The following is a 16,813-nucleotide window of genomic DNA, read 5'->3' as shown; positions in this document are numbered from 1 at the left end:
CCTTGATGTAGAACACTGGCAAGGGAGTTAGAGCGCCGCTTCCGGTTCCAGGTATTTGGCCGGTGCCTTGTGTTGGTGGGACTGAAGGTCCAATGTCTGTTCGAACAACGCCTGCACTGCCGGTTGGTGACTAACGGCAATCACGCTGCATTGGGGCAGGTGCGTTCTGAGCAGCAGCAACAGCGAGCGGGCGGAGACTTCATCCAACTGGCTGGTGGCTTCGTCCAGATAGAGTGTGTCAGGTCGGTAGAGCAGAGCACGGGCGAAGGCCAGGCGTTGTTGTTCGCCACCCGAGAGTTCGCGGGGCCATTCGGTCTCGCGCTCCAGTTGATCCTGCAGGACGCCAAGGCCGACTGCCTGCAGTATCTCGCGCAGCTCACTTTCCTCGGGTACCTCGTTGGATGGGTAGGCCAGCAGTCGGTCCAGTCGATCAGTGGCCAAATAGGCTTTTTGCGGTAGCAGCAGGCTACGGCCAGGAGGCAGTTGCCAGTGGCCGCAATGGAAGGGCCAGACTCCGCCAAGGGTACGCAGCAGTGTCGATTTGCCCAGGCCGCTCGGTCCGGCCAGGCGCAGCCAGGTACCCGGTTGCAAGTTCAGGCTCAGGTCTTCCAGCAGCGGGTTGCCATTGGGCAGCAGCACGCTTGCCGAGCGCAGTTGCAGTCGGCTGCCGACGGCGGGTTGCGGGCGTTCGGCGTGCGCCTGCTCCAGGGCGTTATGGAATTGCCCCAGGCGTTCGACCGTGGCGCTCCAGTCCATGATCAGCCGGTAGGCGCCGATAAACCAACTAAGCGAGTTCTGCACGGCGCCGAAGGCACTGCGGATCTGCATCAGCCCGCCCAGGGTAATGGTCTTGGCGAGGAACGCGGGCAAGGCGGCGAACACCGGGATGATCAGGCTGATCCGGTCGTAGCTGACGGTGAAAAAGTTCAGGTCGCGCTCGCGGTTCATCAGTGCCCGCCAGTTGTCGGCGATTCGTGCGAAACGTGCCTTGAGCTGATGCGCCTCCACCGTTTCACCGCGATACAGGGCGATCTGCTCAGCATTGTCGCGCTTGCGCAGCAGGTCGGCACGCAGGTCGGCCTCGCGGTGCTGCTGCTCGTAGTTCAGGCGATGTAACGGCCGGCCAATCCAGTGGGTGATCGCCGTGCCGACCACGGTATAAATAGCTGCGATCCAGACCAGGTAGCCGTCCAGTGTCACACTGTAGCTGCCGGCGCTGAAGGTCTGGGTGCCGGACAGTTGCCAGAGAATGCCGAGGAACGCTCCGGCCTGGGCGAAGTTGGTGATGAACGACACCAACAGGCTGACACTGCTCTCGACCAGGCGCTTGATGTCTTCGGCGATACGCTGGTCTGGGTTGTCCGGCTCGCCCTGGTGACCTATGCGATAGAACGCATGATCATCGAGCCAGCGGCCGATGACCTGCTCGGTCATGCTCTGGCGCCAGCGCAGCAGGAGAGCCTTGTGCAACCAGTTCTTGTACACCGCGATCAGCACGAAGGCGGCGAGATAGATCACATATTCACCCATCAACCGATACAGCGCCGAGGTGTCAAAGGCGCCCAGGGTGTCGTAGAAGGTCTTGCTCCAGGCGTTGATCCAGACGTTGATCTGCACGATCAGCAGGCCCATGGCGATCACGCTGCCCAACAGCAGCCAGGATACCCACTGCTGGCGGCTGCGCCAGTACGGCCAGGCCAGCCGGAAGAAGATGCGCAGGGTGTTCATGGACGTGCTCCGGTGGCTGGCAGTACTTGCAATTCGCGCAGGTTGGCCGGGTTCCAGAGGTGTTTGGCCAAGGCCTTGAGGGTTGCCGGTTGCAGGCTCTGCGCCAGTTGCCGTTGCTCACTCAGGTAGCGTGGATCGCCATAGGCTCGTTCGCTGAGGATCAGCCGGTGGAGTTGGGTCTGCGGATCGTTCAGCCGTTCGCGTTCCTGGGCCTGCAATTGCTTGCGCAAGGCGGCGACGCTCTCGGCGTTGATGCGTTGCGGCAGTTGGGCGAGCACGTCGGCGGCCATTTGCCGAAGCTCATCCAGGCGCTGAGGGTCGGTGGTGAACGCCAGGCGGCTGTCGATACGCTGAGTGTCCTGACCCAGCTCACTGTCGAAGGCCAGGCGATACACACCACCGGCCTCGCCGCGTAACTTGGCCTTGAGATCTTCTTGGGCCATGCGCCCAAGCAGTGAGATGGCGGCGGCCTGCGTCGGGCTCCAGGGCATTTCACTGAAACTGTAGGCTTGCAGGTTGGCCCGTGGTTCCAGGGCAACTGCCAGGGTTTTCCGGCGAGCTCCGGCGAGCGGTGCAGCATCGCGGGATGACAGTGCCTGGCCGCGTGGGATGTTGGCCAGGTAGCGAGTGACGCCAGCTTCCAGTTGCTGGGCGTCGACATCGCTCATCAGGTAGTAGGTGACAGGGCTGCGACTCATGCGTTGCCATTGGTCGAGCAGGTCCTTTTGGCTCACAGTGGCCAGTTGTTCGGCATCGGGTTGCAGGGTTGATCGCGGCGCGAAGCGCAACCGCGCCAGGGCTTGGGTTTGCTGGAGCGAGACGCTGTCGGTTTGGCGTGACAGGCCGTCGCGCATTTGCTCCAGGCTATCGTCCATGGCCTGCGGATCGATCCAGGGGTGGGTTTGCCAGGTGTTGTAGAGAGCCAGCAGGGGTTCCAGCCGGGCTCCCGAAGCCTGGCCGGTGAAAGTCAGCCGAAGGGCTTCGCTGCTCAGGCCGAGACTGACGTCCTGGGTGCTGCGCCAGCGTTTCAACTGAGCCTCGTTCCAGCCTTGCGGCGCACTCTGTGAGAGCAGTTGTGCGGCCGTCTGCGCTTGCCACGGCACCAGTCCCTTGGCCAGGTAGCCGGAGGGCGAGTCGATGCGCAACTGTGCCTTGCCGCCAGCACCGGCACGCTTGAGCCAGACCAAGCGATCGCCGTTGCTCAGTTGCCAGTGTTCGACCTGTTCGGCGTCGAAGTGTTGTTTGCTGACCACCTGTCCCGCTGTTTGCGGGATCGGCAGGCTCGGCAGTTCGGCCGGCTCTTCGACCTTGGCCGGTGCTGGGGGCAGGGGGGCTGCCCGCCACTGGGCAATGGTAGACTCTACGTGCTCGACGCTGGGCAGTTGCACGGGCGTGAGCCCGGGTGCCTGGTACTGGAGGACACGATCCGGCTGGTCGGTCCAGTCGTTCCAACGCTGGTTCAGCTCAGTGAGCCGGATATCGTCGAGCAGGTGCAGGGTCAGGTTGGCGATGGTACTCGGACGGACTACGCGATTGTCCTGCACGGCGGCATCGTTGAGGCGGCGTACCCATTCGACGAAGTCACGATCGTCGCCTTTCTTGAGCATGCTCTGGGCAACTTCACGTAGCGCCGCCTTCTGTTCCTGAAACTGCTGCTCGTCAAAACCGTTGCGGCGCAGGCGGGCAATCTCTTCAAGGACTTTCTGCAGGCCAGACTCATGGCCGTTGGCACTGACCCCGGCACCAACCGCAAGCACCGTGGAGGCCTGGCCGATCAGGTGTTTCTGCAGGGTCAGGCTGCGTACGCCCGAGTCGTTCTCGCGGCCCTGGCGAACCAGTTGCTGTTGGGCCAGTGACAGTACCAGACGGTTGATCAGGCGCTGGCGCATGCCTTCGGTGGTGGCAGCCCGGGCATCGGCTTCGTGGAAGCGGAACATCAAGGCGACGTTGCTACCGCCGCTCTGGCTGTCCTGCACCTGGGCGATGTTCAATTGCTTGCGCAGGGGCAGTTCCAGATAGTCACGGGTGGGCGTGGCGGCTGTGGGCAACTGGCCGAACCAGTGGTCCAAGCGCGCTGGCAGGGTGGCGGGGTCGATATCGCCGGTGATCACCAACTGCATGTTGCCCGGCACGTACCAACGCTGGTGAAAGGTCGACAGGTCGGCCCACTGGGCGGTTTCGATGCCCTCCTTGCTACCGATGGGTGGGTGATTGACGTAGCGCGAACCGACCCGTTGGGCGTCACGGCGTTGCTCGTTCATACGTTGGGCGACGCCCAGGCCGCCGCGCCATTCCTCGAGGACGATCGGACGCTCCTGCTGTAGGTCCGCAGCAGTGAAGTCCACCGGGCCACCGATAGTGGCCAGTGCTTGCAGGCCCAGTTCCAACTGCGCCTTGCCGGCGGCCGGGCTGAAGAAATACTGGGTACGGTCGTTGCTGGTAACGGCATTGAAGTTCTGTCCTTGCTTCCAGCCTGCCGCCAAAAGGCTCTGGCGCACGGTACCGGGCAGACTGCCGCGTTGATAGAACGAGAGGTGTTCCAGCAGGTGGGCAACGCCGGTGCGTTCGCCGCTTTCGTCCACCGAGCCGGCCTTCACCAGCAGGCGCAGGTCGACGCGGCCTGGCTGGCTGTGGTCGGGCAGCAGCCAGTACTCCAGGCCATTGCTCAGGGTACCGCGGTGCAGGCGGTCGTCCCAGGGCAGTTCGGTGGTGGCTGGCCGTGAGGCGCAGGCGGTCAACAGCAGCAGGCCGGCCAGGCCTGTACAGAATGTCTTGATCATGAAGGGCTCGGGCTGTTTTCGGTTGGGGTGGTCGGCCTTGTGGGAACGGCTACCGCCTAGAAGCGGTAGCCGACTTCCAGCCAGTACTGACGGCCGATCTCGTAGGTGGTAGTGCCGGAATAGCTGACGATGGGCGACACCTTGTCCAGGACGTTGGTGATGTCGACGGCGGCGAAGACTGCCTGTTCGTGAGCGGTCGGTATCTCCCAGTACAGGCGGGTGTCCCAGGTGGGGGCGGCCTTGACGGTGGCGGCCTCGTAGACGTCGTAGGTCGTCAGGCCGCCTTCTGAGTTGGGCAGGCTGGCGGTCTTGCCGGTGTTGACGATCTGCTGGTATGGGCCGCGATAGCGCAGGAAGTTGCTCCAGGTCAGGTGCAGGGCCGGCATCTCGGTGATTGCAGTCAGGCGGGCCGTCCATGGTCGGTTGAAGTCGCTGGTAGGCAATTCGCTGTAGGCGGTCACCTTACCGTCGTAAAGAACATCGTTATCGTCGACTTCCGAGGCGGAGAGCACTTGCTGATAGTCTGTGTGGGTACTGCGGGTACGGTTCCAGTCCAAGGCCAGTTGCATCGAGGTTGATGTTCCCAGGCCCTTGATTCGCCAGTCCGGGCTGACGGTCAGGCTGACGTTCTCGCTCTCGCTTTTGCCCTTGTTGGTGTAGGTGTAGTAGTTGGCGATGGTGCTGACTCCATCGCCGGTCGGCAGGTCGAGGTTTCTTGCGGTCGAGCGCACCACCTGGTCCTTGCCCTGGCGGTGCACGTACTTGAGGTCGAAGGTTGTATCGAACCAGCGCTGGCTGATGCCCAGCATGACCTCGTCGTCGTAGGGAATGTCCAGCTTGCGGAACGAGTTTTCGTCGACGCCATAGTTGACCCAGCCGGCGAAGTCCGGAATGGTGGTGCCGCTGGCTGCGCCGCGGGTACGACGCCAACGCAGTGCCTCCCGTCCATCGGCCAGGCGGTAGATGAACAGGTTGCGTCCGTAATAGCGGTTCAGGCCACCGGTCAGTACAGTGGAGCGGTCGGCAAAGACGTCGTACTCCGCGGAGAAGCGTGGCGCCAGGGTTTTCTTGTCCATGTAGTCGTCGACGTCCAGGCGTAGCCCCGGACGCAGAGTCAGTTTGCCCAGCTCGATTCTGTCCTGGGCAAACAAACCGTAACGCCGTTCGGTGAGTTCGATCTTGCCTTCACGATAGTAGTTCAAGCTGCGGAAGTACTGGCGAGTCAAGGCCCCGAGCGGGTTCTTGGCGATGGAGCAGTATTCACTGTCGAGAGCTCCGCTGGCGGTATTGCAGGTCAGGCTGCCGTTGGAGGCGCCCACCCCTAGGGTGGTGGCGGTCCAGACATCGCTCGGGCGCTCGTAGGTCGCTGTCTGCTGGCTCAGTTCCAGGCCGGTCTGGAAGTTGTGGTTGGTGCCCCAAAGCTGCACCGGCAGCCATTCCGCCTTGACGCTGTAGGTGGCACCGACCTGGGTCTGGTTCAAGTCGCCCATGCCACCTTCGGCACTGGTGGCCGCCGTGCTGAGGACTCCGTTGCGATACGGGTTGCCCCAGTTCTTCTCCTCGGACCAGCGCCAGGACTTGTAGATGCTACTGTCGGAGGTCCTCGAGCTTTCCAGGTTGGTATACGCGAGCTTGTGGGTGTAGGTGGCCTGATCACCGAGCCAGATCGCCTGCAGCGATGCCTGGTAGCCGCCCTGGTGAATCACTGTGGCCGAGTCGCGGGTGTTGGAGCGGAAGTATTCACCTTCCTGCGGTGCATGGGTGATGTTGAATTTGGTTTCGAGGCGATCGCTGGGGGTCCAAAAACCTTTGAGAATGTAGTTGTCGATCTGTCGGTGCTGATCGTGTTTTCCGTCATCGGTGCCGCTCTGGTAACCGTTGTCGTAGGCATTGAGCGGAATGATCGAGGTTTTACGGGAGAAGTTCGCCATCAGGCCGAAGTTTTCGGTGAGATGCCCTTCGAGGGTAGCCTTGTAGGTGAACTTGCGGAATTCCGGCTGGTTCTGTGCATCGCTCGACTGTTCGAAGGTACTGCGCTGGTCGTCGGCGATATGGAATCGGGTCCAGGACGAACGGGTCATGTTCATCGACACCTTGCCATGCAGGTCTTCGGTTGGACGGCGGGTGATGGCATCCACCACCCCGCCATTGAATCCCCCATATTCGGCCGGCACATTGCTGTCGTAGACCTTGACCGACTCCAGTTGGTCGGCGTCCAGGGCGATACCGTGGGCGCGGCTAGGCAGGCCCTCGATCCGGTTGTAGTCGTTCCAGGTATGACTGCCGGGATCCAGGTCGTTGTTGATGCTGATCCCATCGATCATGAAGTTGTTCTGGTAGTACTTGGCGCCGTTGATGCTGATATCCGCGGGGTCGATCTCACCGGCGGTGTTGGAGCTCTTTTCGTCGGCGCGAAATTTCACGCTGGGGTGCATCTGCAGCAGGGTGGTGATGTCGCCGTTGGCACCGGGAAAGGCTTCGATGGCCCGGCGGTCGATCACCGTTTCACCCTGGAAACCGCTTTCCTGTGGCGTGCCCAGCACCACGATGTTCTCGGTGACCAGTACTTCATGGGTGCTCTGGCGATAGGCGTCGGTTACCGGAATTTCCTCGAGGACCAGGGTGTCGGCGGCAGGGTTGAGCTGCCAGCGCACACCGCTGCCGTGCAGCAGGTCGACCAATGCATCGCGGGCCGAGAGGGTGCCATGGGCACCGACGGAGTCGCGGTTGCGCAGCAGGGCGCTGTCGCTGCTGATCTGGATGCCGGCCTGCTGGCCGAAGGCAATCAGGGCACCGGCCAGCGACTGGGCGGGAATGTCAAAATCGAAACGTTGTTCCAGGCGTTGGCTCACGGCGAGCTGCTTGAGGTCTTCGGCGCAGACACTGGCACTCACCAGGACTCCCACCAGCCCCATGGCGCCCAGCCACTGGCCGGAGCGGCCGAGCAGTCGTTTGTCGGTCGCTCGTTCGAAAGGCGCCGTCCTGGAAATCGTCATTCGTTGCTACTCCCCGTTGCACTGCTGAACGCATACGCGAACTAAAATGCGAACGCATCTCAAGTGCGTCGCAGGCAAATGACGCAGTGCTTCGGGAAATTTTCAGAAAATAGTGAAAATAATTTCAGGCGGGTGTCACGGGAGGGTGGGCAGGCCGGTAAACAAACGGCCTGCCCAGGGTTTCAGGAGCGCGAAATGACCCAGAGATAGTCGGACCAAGTCCGCAGTTGGCCACCATGGGCCTGGACCAGGGCGCGCAGTGCGGCCTGCGGATTGCGCAGGTCGTAGACGCCGGTGACCTTCTCGGCGGCCAGGGCATCGTCGGGCAGCAGGATGAGCCCGCGATGGTAGCGGCGCAGTTCACTCACCAGTTCACCGATGCTCTGGTCATCGGCGACCAGTTGTCCTTGCCGCCAACTGGCGATCTGGGTCGGTTGCAGGTGATTGCGCTGCAGGCGCTTGGCGTCGTAATCCAACTGTATCTGGTCGCCGGCGGTCAGAGCGGTGTCCAACGCATCGGAATGCAGACGCCCGTCGCTGACCTTGACCGCACCGTGGGTGACGGCGACGTTCAGGCGCTCGGGCGCAAGACGTACCTCGAAGGCGGTGCCGGTCACGCGCACCGCACCACTGCCGGCGGTCACGGTGAAAGGGCGTTGCGGGTCCGGGGTGACATCGAAGAAGGCTTCGCCGTGCAGCAGTTCAACATTGCGCTGGCCATCGTTGAAGTGATCGACCAGGGCGCTGTCGCTGCCGAGGGTGACCCGCGTCCCGTCACTGAGTTGTACCAGGCGCATCTCGCCCACACCGCTGGCGTAGTCGGCGTGCCGGTGGGGCAGCGCAGGCAGGAGGGCGAGCACTAGGGCGGCGGCGACCGCCGTGCCGATCCAGGCCCGACGCCGGGGACGCGGTATGCGCCGCATGGGCAGTACAGCCGTCGGCTGTTGGCTGGTCACCGCCGGGGCGGAGCTCCAGTGCTCGGCATGGCGGGCGGACAGACCACCGCTCAAACGCCAGACGCGCTCGGCCTTGCGCCAGGCGGCGGCATGCTCGGGCGCGGCGGCCTGCCAGGCGGCGCAGGCCGCTTGCAGGGCCGTGTCTTGCGGGGCTTGCTGGACGCGTTCGAGCCAGTCCAGGGCGGTGTTCCAGACCGGGTCGTCGGTGAGGGAGGCCTTCATTGGCACACGGTCCTTGCTGGCTTGATGGAGGCTCATTGTCGCATTACTCATCGCCTTCTCCCAGTCGCTCGGCACAATGGGTGAGGGCGGTGCGTACCAGCGAGTGGGCCAGGCCGACGGAGATGCCCAGGTGGTTGGCGACCTGCTGGAGGGTGCAGCCGCCCAGTCGATGCATTTCGAAGGCGATGCGGGTGCGTTCGGGCAACTCGGCCAGGGCGTCTTCCAGTTGGCTCAGTTCGTCCTGGTGATACAGCTGGTGTTCGGGCGATGGCGTGGCTGCGACCAGGGTCTCCAGCAGTTCGGCGCCGCCGGGCTGGTACTTGTCGCTGTGCAGGCGCCGAGTCAGGTCCAGGGCCAGGTTGCGCACGATGCGGTAGAGGTAGGCTACCGGCCGTTGCACGGGGCGGGTGTCACGCGCATCGAAACGCAGCCAGGCATCCTGTACCACGTCTTCAGCCTGGGCCTGGCCGCCGACGATAGGCGCGACATAGTCGACCAGGGCCTGGCGATTGGCGAGGTAGATATCGAGCTTGGAGTCTGGCTCGGCCATGTGAAGAGTAGAGACGCCCTGAAAGTGAGTCATGAACAGCGGGCGCGACTCTACTAGTATTGAGAAGTATTATCAATTGAAGTCTTGCTCATCGGAGAACTCGATGAGCAAGGACTTCAACGCTGATCGGTCAGCTGACCACTCGGTAGCAAGGCTCGTAGGCCGCGCCACCCGGCAGTTTCATCCGGTGCTGGGCCACGAAGGCCTGGAGCAGTTTGTCCAGCGGCTGCATGACCTCGGCATCACCGTGAATCTCGTACGGGCCATGCTCTTCGATCAGGCGGATACCCTTGTCCTTGACGTTGCCGGCGACGATGCCGGAGAACGCCCGGCGCAGGTTGGCCGCCAGTTCGTGGGGCGGTTGGTTGCGATGCAGCTTGAGGCTGGACATGTTGGCGTGGGTCGGGTCGAACGGGTGCTGGAAGCCTTCGTCGATCTTCAGCAGCCAGTTGAAGTGGAAGGCGTCGTTGCGCTCGCGGCGGAACTGCTTGACCGCCTTGAGGCCCTGGGCCATTTCCCGGGCGACCTGCGCCGGGTTGTCGATGATGATCTGGTAGTGCTTGTGCGCCTCTTCACCCAGCGTCGCGCCGACGAAGGCATGCAGCTGCTGCAGGTAGGCCTCGGCGCTGCGCGGGCCGGTGAGGATCACCGGGAAGGGCAGGTCGCGGTTTTCCGGGTGCATCAGGATGCCCAGCAGGTAGAGGAATTCCTCCGCCGTACCGGCACCGCCCGGAAAGATGATGATGCCGTGGCCGACCCGCACGAAGGCCTCCAGGCGCTTCTCGATGTCGGGCATGATCACCAGTTCGTTGACGATCGGGTTCGGCGCCTCGGCGGCGATGATGCCCGGCTCGGTCAGGCCCAGGTAACGGCCGGTGGTGATGCGTTGCTTGGCGTGGGAGATGGTTGCGCCCTTCATCGGGCCTTTCATTACCCCCGGGCCGCAGCCGGTGCAGATGTCCAGGCTGCGCAGGCCCAGTTCGTGGCCGACCTTCTTGGTGTACTGGTATTCCTCGCTGCTGATCGAGTGGCCACCCCAGCACACCACCATCTTCGGCTCCAGGCCCGGGCGCAGGGTGCGCGCGTTGCGCAGCAGGTGGAAGACGTAGTCGGTGATGCCCTGGGAGCTGTCCAGGTCGATGCGCTGGCTGCCCAGTTCGTTTTCGGTGTAGACGATGTCGCGCAGGGCGCTGAAGAGCATTTCCCGGGTGCTGGCGATCATCTCGCCGTCGACGAAGGCGTCCGCCGGGGCATTGAGCAGTTCCAGGCGTACGCCGCGATCCTGCTGGTGAATACGGATCTCGAAGTCCTTGTAGGCTTCGAGGATGGTCTTGGCATTGTCGACATGGGCGCCGGTGTTGAGGATGGCCAGGGCGCACTGGCGAAAGAGCGTGTAGATGCTGCCGGAGCCGGCTTCGCTCAGTTGCTGCACTTCACGCTGGGAAAGGGTTTCAAGGCTGCCCTTGGGGCTGACCGAGGCATTGATTACGGATCGTTGGGTCATTCTCTATTCCATGAAAGCAACGCGGCCGGAGGTTAATGCACCGGTAGCGTCAGAACGGCCGGCACCGACCGAAGTCGGGTGCCAGGGATGAGGCAGGGACGATTCAACTGCGCTGTACCGCCACGCACTTGATCTCCACCAGCAGGCCGGGGTGCGCCAGTTCCGAGACGCCGATCGACGTCCAGGCACAGTGCCCGCGCGGAAAAACACGATTCTTGACCTCTCGAAAGACTGCCATGTGTTGGCTCATATTGACATGATAGGTGGTCATGTCGACCACGTCGTCAAAGCGGCAGCCACCGGCTTCCAGAACCAGGCGCAGGTTTTCCCAGCAGGCGAGGAACTGGGCCTCGGGATCCTGGATCACTTCCAGGGCCGCTGTGCGGCCGACCTGTCCTGCGCAATACAGTGTCGTCCCGACCTTGACAGCTGGCGCGTAGCCCGCTCGTTCGACGATGTTCTGCATGGAGGCTGGAACGATGATTTCGCGGTCTGCCATGGGTGGTGTTCCTGGTAGCTCTGAAAGCGGGCACTGGAAAAAGTGCCCTAGCATAGCTAAATCGCGCGCCCAGGTATGCCCCGTTGCCGGGGCAGGCGAGAGCCACCGATCAGGGGCGTACGACACCCAGCTGCAGTTCGGCGCAAAGCCCGCCACCTTCACGGTTGCTCAGGGTCAGCGAACCGCCCAGGGCCACGGCCAGTTGCTGCGCGATCGCCAGGCCCAGGCCGGTGCCGCCGGTGCTGCGGTTGCGTGAGCTTTCCACGCGGTAGAACGGCTTGAGCACTTCCTGCAGCTCCGCCTCGGCGATCCCGGGGCCACGGTCGAGAATCAGGATCGAGATGCCCTGGTTGGTCTTCGAACGCACTTCCAGTTGCGCGGCACCGGCGAACTTCAGGGCGTTGTCCACCAGGTTGACCAGCACCCGGCGCAGGGCATGGGGGCGGACTTCGATCAGTGCGCCGTTCTTGCCCGTCAGCTCGACTGCCTGGCCAGTATCCTGGTAGTCGAACACCAGGCTGTCGAGGAACGAGTCCAGGTCGATGCGGCAACTGAGCTCGGTTGCGCCATGCACGCTGCGGGCATAGGCGACGCCCTCGCGGACCAGGTGCTCGATCTCGCCCAGGTCCTGCCAGAGCTTGTCCTTCTCCGGCGACTCGTCCATGAATTCGGCGCGCAGCTTCATCCGGGTGATGGGCGTTTGCAGGTCATGGGAAATGGCTGCCAGCAGCTGCATGCGCTCCTTGAGGTAGTCGGCGATGCGTTTTTGCATGGCGTTGAACGCAGTGGCGGCGTGGGCGACTTCCGAGGGCCCGCTTTCGTCCAACTGCACGGCGTGGGCGTTGGGGTCGAGGTTCTCCACCGCCTGGGCCAGGCGGGTCAGCGGGCGCACGGCGATCCGCACCGCCAGCCAGGTGCAGCCGAGCATCAGCAGCAACTGCCCGAGCAGCACGGCCGGCAGCCAGGGCGACATGGGCGCCAGGGAGGGGCGCACGTCGATGGTCACCGGGCTGCCGTCCTTGAGGGTCAGGTGTGCCTGGAAGTGCTTCTTCGGTCCGGGGATGTCGCTGAAAGTTACCGGGTAATCCGGTCCCAGGGCTTCTTCGATCGAGGGGACGGCGATGGGCAGATCGCCCGGACTCATGGGCATGCCCTGTTCACCCTCGTTGAGCAGGTAGCCATAGTTCTTTCGCGCCAGGCGCGGCAGCCAGCTCTCGCGCTCCACCGCCGGCAGGCGCTCGAGAATGGCGATCGAGGTCGAGACGTCGGTCTCCAGGTTGCCCAGCATGGCATTCTTGGCACTTTCGTAGCGCTCGTAGGATTGCGCGCCGAACGACAACGCCTGGGCCAGGATCAGGCACACCAGGAAAATCAGCGACAGCCGCGAGGCCAAGGTGCGCGGCCAGTGCAGCACGCGTCTCATGCTTGGGCTCCGAGCAGCTCGACCGGCAGCGAGAACACATAGCCTTCACTGCGCACGGTCTTGATGTAGGCCGGCTCGCGGGCGTCATCGAGCAGGCGCTGGCGCAGGCGGCTGACCAGCAGGTCGATGGAGCGGTCGAACAGGTCGGCGTCGCGGCCCTGGGTGAGGTTGAGCAGTTGGTCGCGGTTGAGTACCCGTTGCGGATGGTCGAGGAATACCCGCAGCAGGCGGTATTCGGCGCCGCTGAGGGCGACCATGGTGCCGTCCTGATCGAGCAGGTGGCGCGCGGTGGTGTCCAGTTTCCAGCGGCCGAAGCCCAGCAGGCGGCCGCTTTCGGTCACCACCAGGTTCGGTGGCAGCATCCGCGTGCGACGCAGCACGGCATTGATACGCGCCAGCAGCTCGCGGGCGGCGAAGGGCTTGACCAGGTAGTCGTCGGCGCCCATTTCCAGGCCGATGATGCGGTCGGTTTCGTCGTTGCGGGCAGTCAGCATCAGCACGGGGGTGTTCTTGTGCTTGCCGGCGCGCAGCTCGCGGCACAGCAGCAGGCCATCGTCACCGGGCATCATGATGTCGAGCACGATCAGGTCCACCGGGGTGGTTTCCAGGAAGGCGCGCATCTGCCGGCCATCGGCGACTACGGTGGTGCGCAGGCCGTTCTTCTTCAGGTAGTTGCCAACCAGCTCCCTGATTTCCCGGTCATCATCCACGATCAAGATGTGATCGACATGTTCCATCGGTTCAACCTCTGTCAAAAATGGGTTTTGGCGCAGTCTAGCGACAAGCGCCGCGCTTGCCTGCCACGGTTTGTATTGCAGTGTATCTGGCGGGCGACGGATACATGGATATGCAAAAAAAACGGCTCATGGGCGAATGCGCTGGCCATCCTCGGCAAAATCCAGCGGACCGCGATAGTGCTGGCGGATGGATTTGCCGGCTGCATCACGGAACGAGTCGATTTCACCGGGAAGGTGGCTGAGCAGCAGGTGTGATACGCCGGCGCTGTTGCTGATCCTGCCGATATCGGCGGGTGCGGTGTGCAGGGTATAGAGGATCGGCCGGGCATTGGGCGGGTCCAGCACCGGATCGTTGAACACCAGCCATTGCGAGCCCTTGGCGATGCGGGTCAGGGCAGCGTGGGCCTGGGCATCGATGTCGCCACTGAAGGTGATGCTTTTACCCTTGTAGTCGACCCGGTAGATCACCGCCGGTGAGTCGCCATGGTGCCCCCCCACTGCGCTGATGCGCAGGCCGTCCTGTTCGAGGATGACCTGGGGTTGGGTCTTGTCCCCGACGCTGCTGGCCGGGCCGAACAGGTCGGTGACATTGAAGTCGATATGCCCGGCAAAGTCCTGCAGGTAGCTGAAGGCACCGAAGGTGCCGAACAGCAGGTCGACGAACTGGCTGGTGGCGGGAAAGCGCGCGCCGGGCTTGCCGTTGCCCGCAGTGGCTGGGGTGCTGGCGCTGGGGCCGAAGATCCGGAAGTCGATATCGCTGCGGGCACTGACGGCCCGCGCCTTGATGATGCCGGGCAGTTCGGCGACGTGGTCCACGTGCAGGTGGGTCAGCAGCACGATGTCCAGCTTGCGCAGGTCGAGCCGGGCTTCGCCGATACGGGCGAATGTACCGGGGCCGGCATCCACCAGGATACGCGGCGTACCATCCAGCAGCAGTGCATAACCGGCGCCTGCCCGGCCGGTGGCTCCCGGGCCGCCGGAACCGAGCACCACCATTTCCAGCGGTGCGGCCACCGCCGTGTCCTGTGCGGCCAGGGCCGGGCCGCTGCCCAGCAGCAGGCTGAGCAGGGCGGCTCCGAGCCGTCGCGTGTATTTCGACCACAACATCCAGTGACTCCTCGCATCGATCGTTTCTGTCGTGCAGTTCACCGCAGCCATGTATGCGGGATATTTCAGGGCGGTGTGCTGCCTCGATGTGTATCGCTCTGTATCCGAAGGCGTGCCAGACACTTGCGCTTTAACTGCGGCCTGTTCGCGACACACCCGGGATACCTGGCGGGCATTCAATGAGCTCCAACGAGACAACGGTACTCGACCTCACTGAAACCCACCAAAAGGAAATGACCATGAACAGCAAAGCCCTTTTCGCCGCCTGCCTCTTCGCTGCCCTGAACGTCTGCACCCTGTCGGCCCGGGCCGAATCCCAGGCGCAGCCCCAGCCGGAGACCTACAGCTACGGCAGCCACCTGGACGTGCGCAAGGTGCTGTCCCTGAGCCAGGACGAAGGGCCGGAATGCAGCGTGGTCAACGCACGGATGACCTATCTCGACTCCCAGGGCGAGCAGCACATCCTCGCCTACCGCAAGTTCTCCGACGTCTGCCACGAGGGGAATTGAGCCTTGGAACGTTTCGCCCTTGCCCTGTTGGGTTTTCTATTTCTGATACGAGAGTGCATGCCATGAACCACGTCAAAACCTACCTGAGTGCGATCGCTTTCTCCCTGGCCGGTGCCGCGGTACACGCTGACGCCGCGACCGAAAAACGCCAATGCCCGGATGGACACTGCTTCCAGTTGACGCCGGTCGGCGAGCAGCAGAAGACGCCGCTGCTGGTCGAGAACGGCTCCAGCCACACGCCGCAGGGCCGTTACCTGGAAGACATGCAGGCCTGATCCAATCCCGTGCCGCCACTTGCGCCAGACCGGACAAGTGGCGGCGGGCAAACCCTAACGGACAAAAGATAACGAGCAACTCCCAATATCCGACTGCCCGGTTCCCTGCCAATGTGCGGGGCGTTCGGGCGCCGTTCGAGTTGGGCGAGGGGATGATTGTGCGAGGTGTTCGGTAGCGGGGGAGGTAGGCGGCGGGCAGCCCGGTTAAAAAAAAGCTACTGCACGGGGAGTACAGTAGCTGAAGTCTTAACCAAAGGATGATGAAGAAGAGTACGGCCCAATGACTGTTCCAGCAGCCTGCTGGAAACCGATTGAGGCATAACTTTGCCATCGGGGAGCACAGTACCATCGCTGCCGGCTTATCGCTTATCAGTCGCATCAATAGTCATTATTGATACAAACCCGCCCGATTGTATCGAGTCCCGTGCTAGAGCGGTTCCGTAGCAGTTTCTCCACCTTGTGGGAGATTCTGTGGTTTTGCACAAAACCGTGGAGCGGGGCGGTTACTCGCTGAAGTCGGCGTACTCGGCGCCCATGCGCCCATTGCGCTTGATCCGGTACAGCAACTCGTCGACCTTCTCGACAAAGCCCAGTGCCGGTTCTTCAGGAGTGGCGCGGGTGGTACCGACCCCGAGGCTGATACTCAGCGATTCGGACACCGCCGATTTCTCATGGGGAATCTGCTGCTGGCGCACCAGTTGCAGGCAGTTCTGTGCAATCTGCCGGGCCTTGTCCGCCGGTGTTTCCGGCAACAGCCAGACGAACTCCTCGCCGCCGATCCGGGCGATGAAATCCCGTGGGCGGTTGGCTGCGCGAGCCAGGGTCTGTGCGACCTGGCGCAGGGCCTCGTCGCCCTTGATGTGACCGTAGTGGTCGTTGTACTGCTTGAAGAAGTCGATATCGATGATGATCAACGACAGCGGCAGCTGGCTGCGCTGGGCCTGCTCCCACTCGCGGGCGAGCACGGTGTCGAACATGCGGCGGTTGGCGATGCCGGTCAGGCCGTCCTGGAAAGAGTATTCCTCCAGTTGCTTCTGCAGGCGCACCAGGTGTTCCTCGGTTTTCTTGCGCTCGCTGATGTCGAACATGAAACCGATCAGCGCCTCGACTTCCCCGTCCTTGCGCACCACATGCACCACGTCGCGGATCCACACGTACTCGCCGTCGCGGGTCAGCGCGCGGTAGTCGGCCTCATGGTCGACACCGGCCTTGGACTGCGAGACGCAGAAGTTCACCACGTACTCGCGATCGTCCGGGTGCATGCGCGAGACCCAGTCATCGATGCCGACCCAACTGTCCTGCGCCCAGCCGAGCAGGCTCTCGATCTGCGGGCCGATGTAGCTGAAGGTCAGGGTCTTCCAGTCGATCCGCCAGGGAATGGCCCGGGTCGATTCGAGCAGGGTCTTGTAGACGTCACTATCGGTTTCCGCGGGAGTCGGGCTACTCATGGTCGATAAGGGTTCGCAGTGGAGGGGCTGGCTAGAATGTTGTCCGCCGGGCGGGGAATCAAGGCCCAGGCGATGCAAG

At 63.1% G+C, this 16,813-nt stretch carries 13 protein-coding genes; 2 read left to right on the top strand and 11 right to left on the bottom strand.

Features of this window, described 5'->3' with window-relative positions; translation table 11 throughout:
- Positions 1 to 27: 27 nt before the first annotated feature.
- The 10 genes from HU752_RS18660 to HU752_RS18615 form a co-directional block, all read right to left on the bottom strand.
- On the bottom strand, positions 28 to 1,728 hold the full coding sequence (locus tag HU752_RS18660; RefSeq protein WP_186683436.1) for an ABC transporter ATP-binding protein/permease: 1,701 nt from the start codon (positions 1,726 to 1,728) through the stop codon (positions 28 to 30).
- Positions 1,725 to 4,508, bottom strand: coding sequence for a M16 family metallopeptidase (locus HU752_RS18655; protein ID WP_186683437.1), 2,784 nt, complete (start codon positions 4,506 to 4,508; stop codon positions 1,725 to 1,727). The genes HU752_RS18660 and HU752_RS18655 overlap by 4 nt, the downstream gene beginning before the upstream one ends.
- A 56-nt stretch (positions 4,509 to 4,564) precedes the next feature.
- Complete coding sequence (locus tag HU752_RS18650; protein ID WP_186683438.1) at positions 4,565 to 7,504, bottom strand: TonB-dependent receptor plug domain-containing protein; 2,940 nt, start codon at positions 7,502 to 7,504, stop codon at positions 4,565 to 4,567.
- Between the two features lie 182 nt (positions 7,505 to 7,686).
- Positions 7,687 to 8,682, bottom strand: a complete 996-nt coding sequence (locus tag HU752_RS18645) for a FecR family protein (RefSeq protein ID WP_186683439.1) — start codon at positions 8,680 to 8,682, stop codon at positions 7,687 to 7,689.
- Between the two features lie 43 nt (positions 8,683 to 8,725).
- Complete coding sequence (locus HU752_RS18640; RefSeq protein ID WP_186683440.1) at positions 8,726 to 9,232, bottom strand: sigma-70 family RNA polymerase sigma factor; 507 nt, start codon at positions 9,230 to 9,232, stop codon at positions 8,726 to 8,728.
- 130 nt (positions 9,233 to 9,362) lie between these two features.
- Entirely contained in the window at positions 9,363 to 10,736 is a 1,374-nt protein-coding gene (ppnN, locus tag HU752_RS18635) for a nucleotide 5'-monophosphate nucleosidase PpnN (protein ID WP_186683441.1), read from the bottom strand.
- A 103-nt stretch (positions 10,737 to 10,839) separates the two neighbouring features.
- Entirely contained in the window at positions 10,840 to 11,235 is a 396-nt protein-coding gene (locus HU752_RS18630) for a RidA family protein (protein ID WP_186683442.1), read from the bottom strand.
- Positions 11,236 to 11,344: 109 nt separating this feature from the next.
- On the bottom strand, positions 11,345 to 12,658 hold the full coding sequence (locus HU752_RS18625; RefSeq protein ID WP_186683443.1) for an ATP-binding protein: 1,314 nt from the start codon (positions 12,656 to 12,658) through the stop codon (positions 11,345 to 11,347).
- Positions 12,655 to 13,395 carry a response regulator gene (locus tag HU752_RS18620; RefSeq protein WP_186683444.1) on the bottom strand — a complete coding sequence of 247 codons (741 nt, stop codon included), beginning with the start codon at positions 13,393 to 13,395 and terminating at the stop codon, positions 12,655 to 12,657. The genes HU752_RS18625 and HU752_RS18620 overlap by 4 nt, the downstream gene beginning before the upstream one ends.
- A gap of 126 nt (positions 13,396 to 13,521) precedes the next feature.
- Positions 13,522 to 14,502 (bottom strand): MBL fold metallo-hydrolase, encoded by a 981-nt coding sequence (locus HU752_RS18615; RefSeq protein ID WP_186683445.1) that lies wholly within the window; start codon positions 14,500 to 14,502, stop codon positions 13,522 to 13,524.
- Between the two features lie 239 nt (positions 14,503 to 14,741).
- Between HU752_RS18615 and HU752_RS18610 the strand changes: the two genes are divergently transcribed.
- Positions 14,742 to 15,011, top strand: coding sequence for a DUF2790 domain-containing protein (locus HU752_RS18610; protein ID WP_186683446.1), 270 nt, complete (start codon positions 14,742 to 14,744; stop codon positions 15,009 to 15,011).
- Between the two features lie 62 nt (positions 15,012 to 15,073).
- The gene (locus HU752_RS18605) at positions 15,074 to 15,286 is read left to right on the top strand and encodes a hypothetical protein (protein ID WP_186683447.1); all 213 of its coding nucleotides are present in this window, start codon (positions 15,074 to 15,076) and stop codon (positions 15,284 to 15,286) included.
- A 503-nt stretch (positions 15,287 to 15,789) separates the two neighbouring features.
- Here the strand turns inward: HU752_RS18605 and HU752_RS18600 are convergent.
- The gene (locus tag HU752_RS18600; RefSeq protein WP_186683448.1) at positions 15,790 to 16,734 is read right to left on the bottom strand and encodes a sensor domain-containing diguanylate cyclase; all 945 of its coding nucleotides are present in this window, start codon (positions 16,732 to 16,734) and stop codon (positions 15,790 to 15,792) included.
- Between the last annotated feature and the right edge of the window lie 79 nt (positions 16,735 to 16,813).

The organism is Pseudomonas vanderleydeniana (assembly GCF_014268755.2).
GTDB lineage: Bacteria > Pseudomonadota > Gammaproteobacteria > Pseudomonadales > Pseudomonadaceae > Aquipseudomonas > Aquipseudomonas vanderleydeniana.
This window is presented reverse-complemented; position numbering and strand designations above follow the sequence as displayed.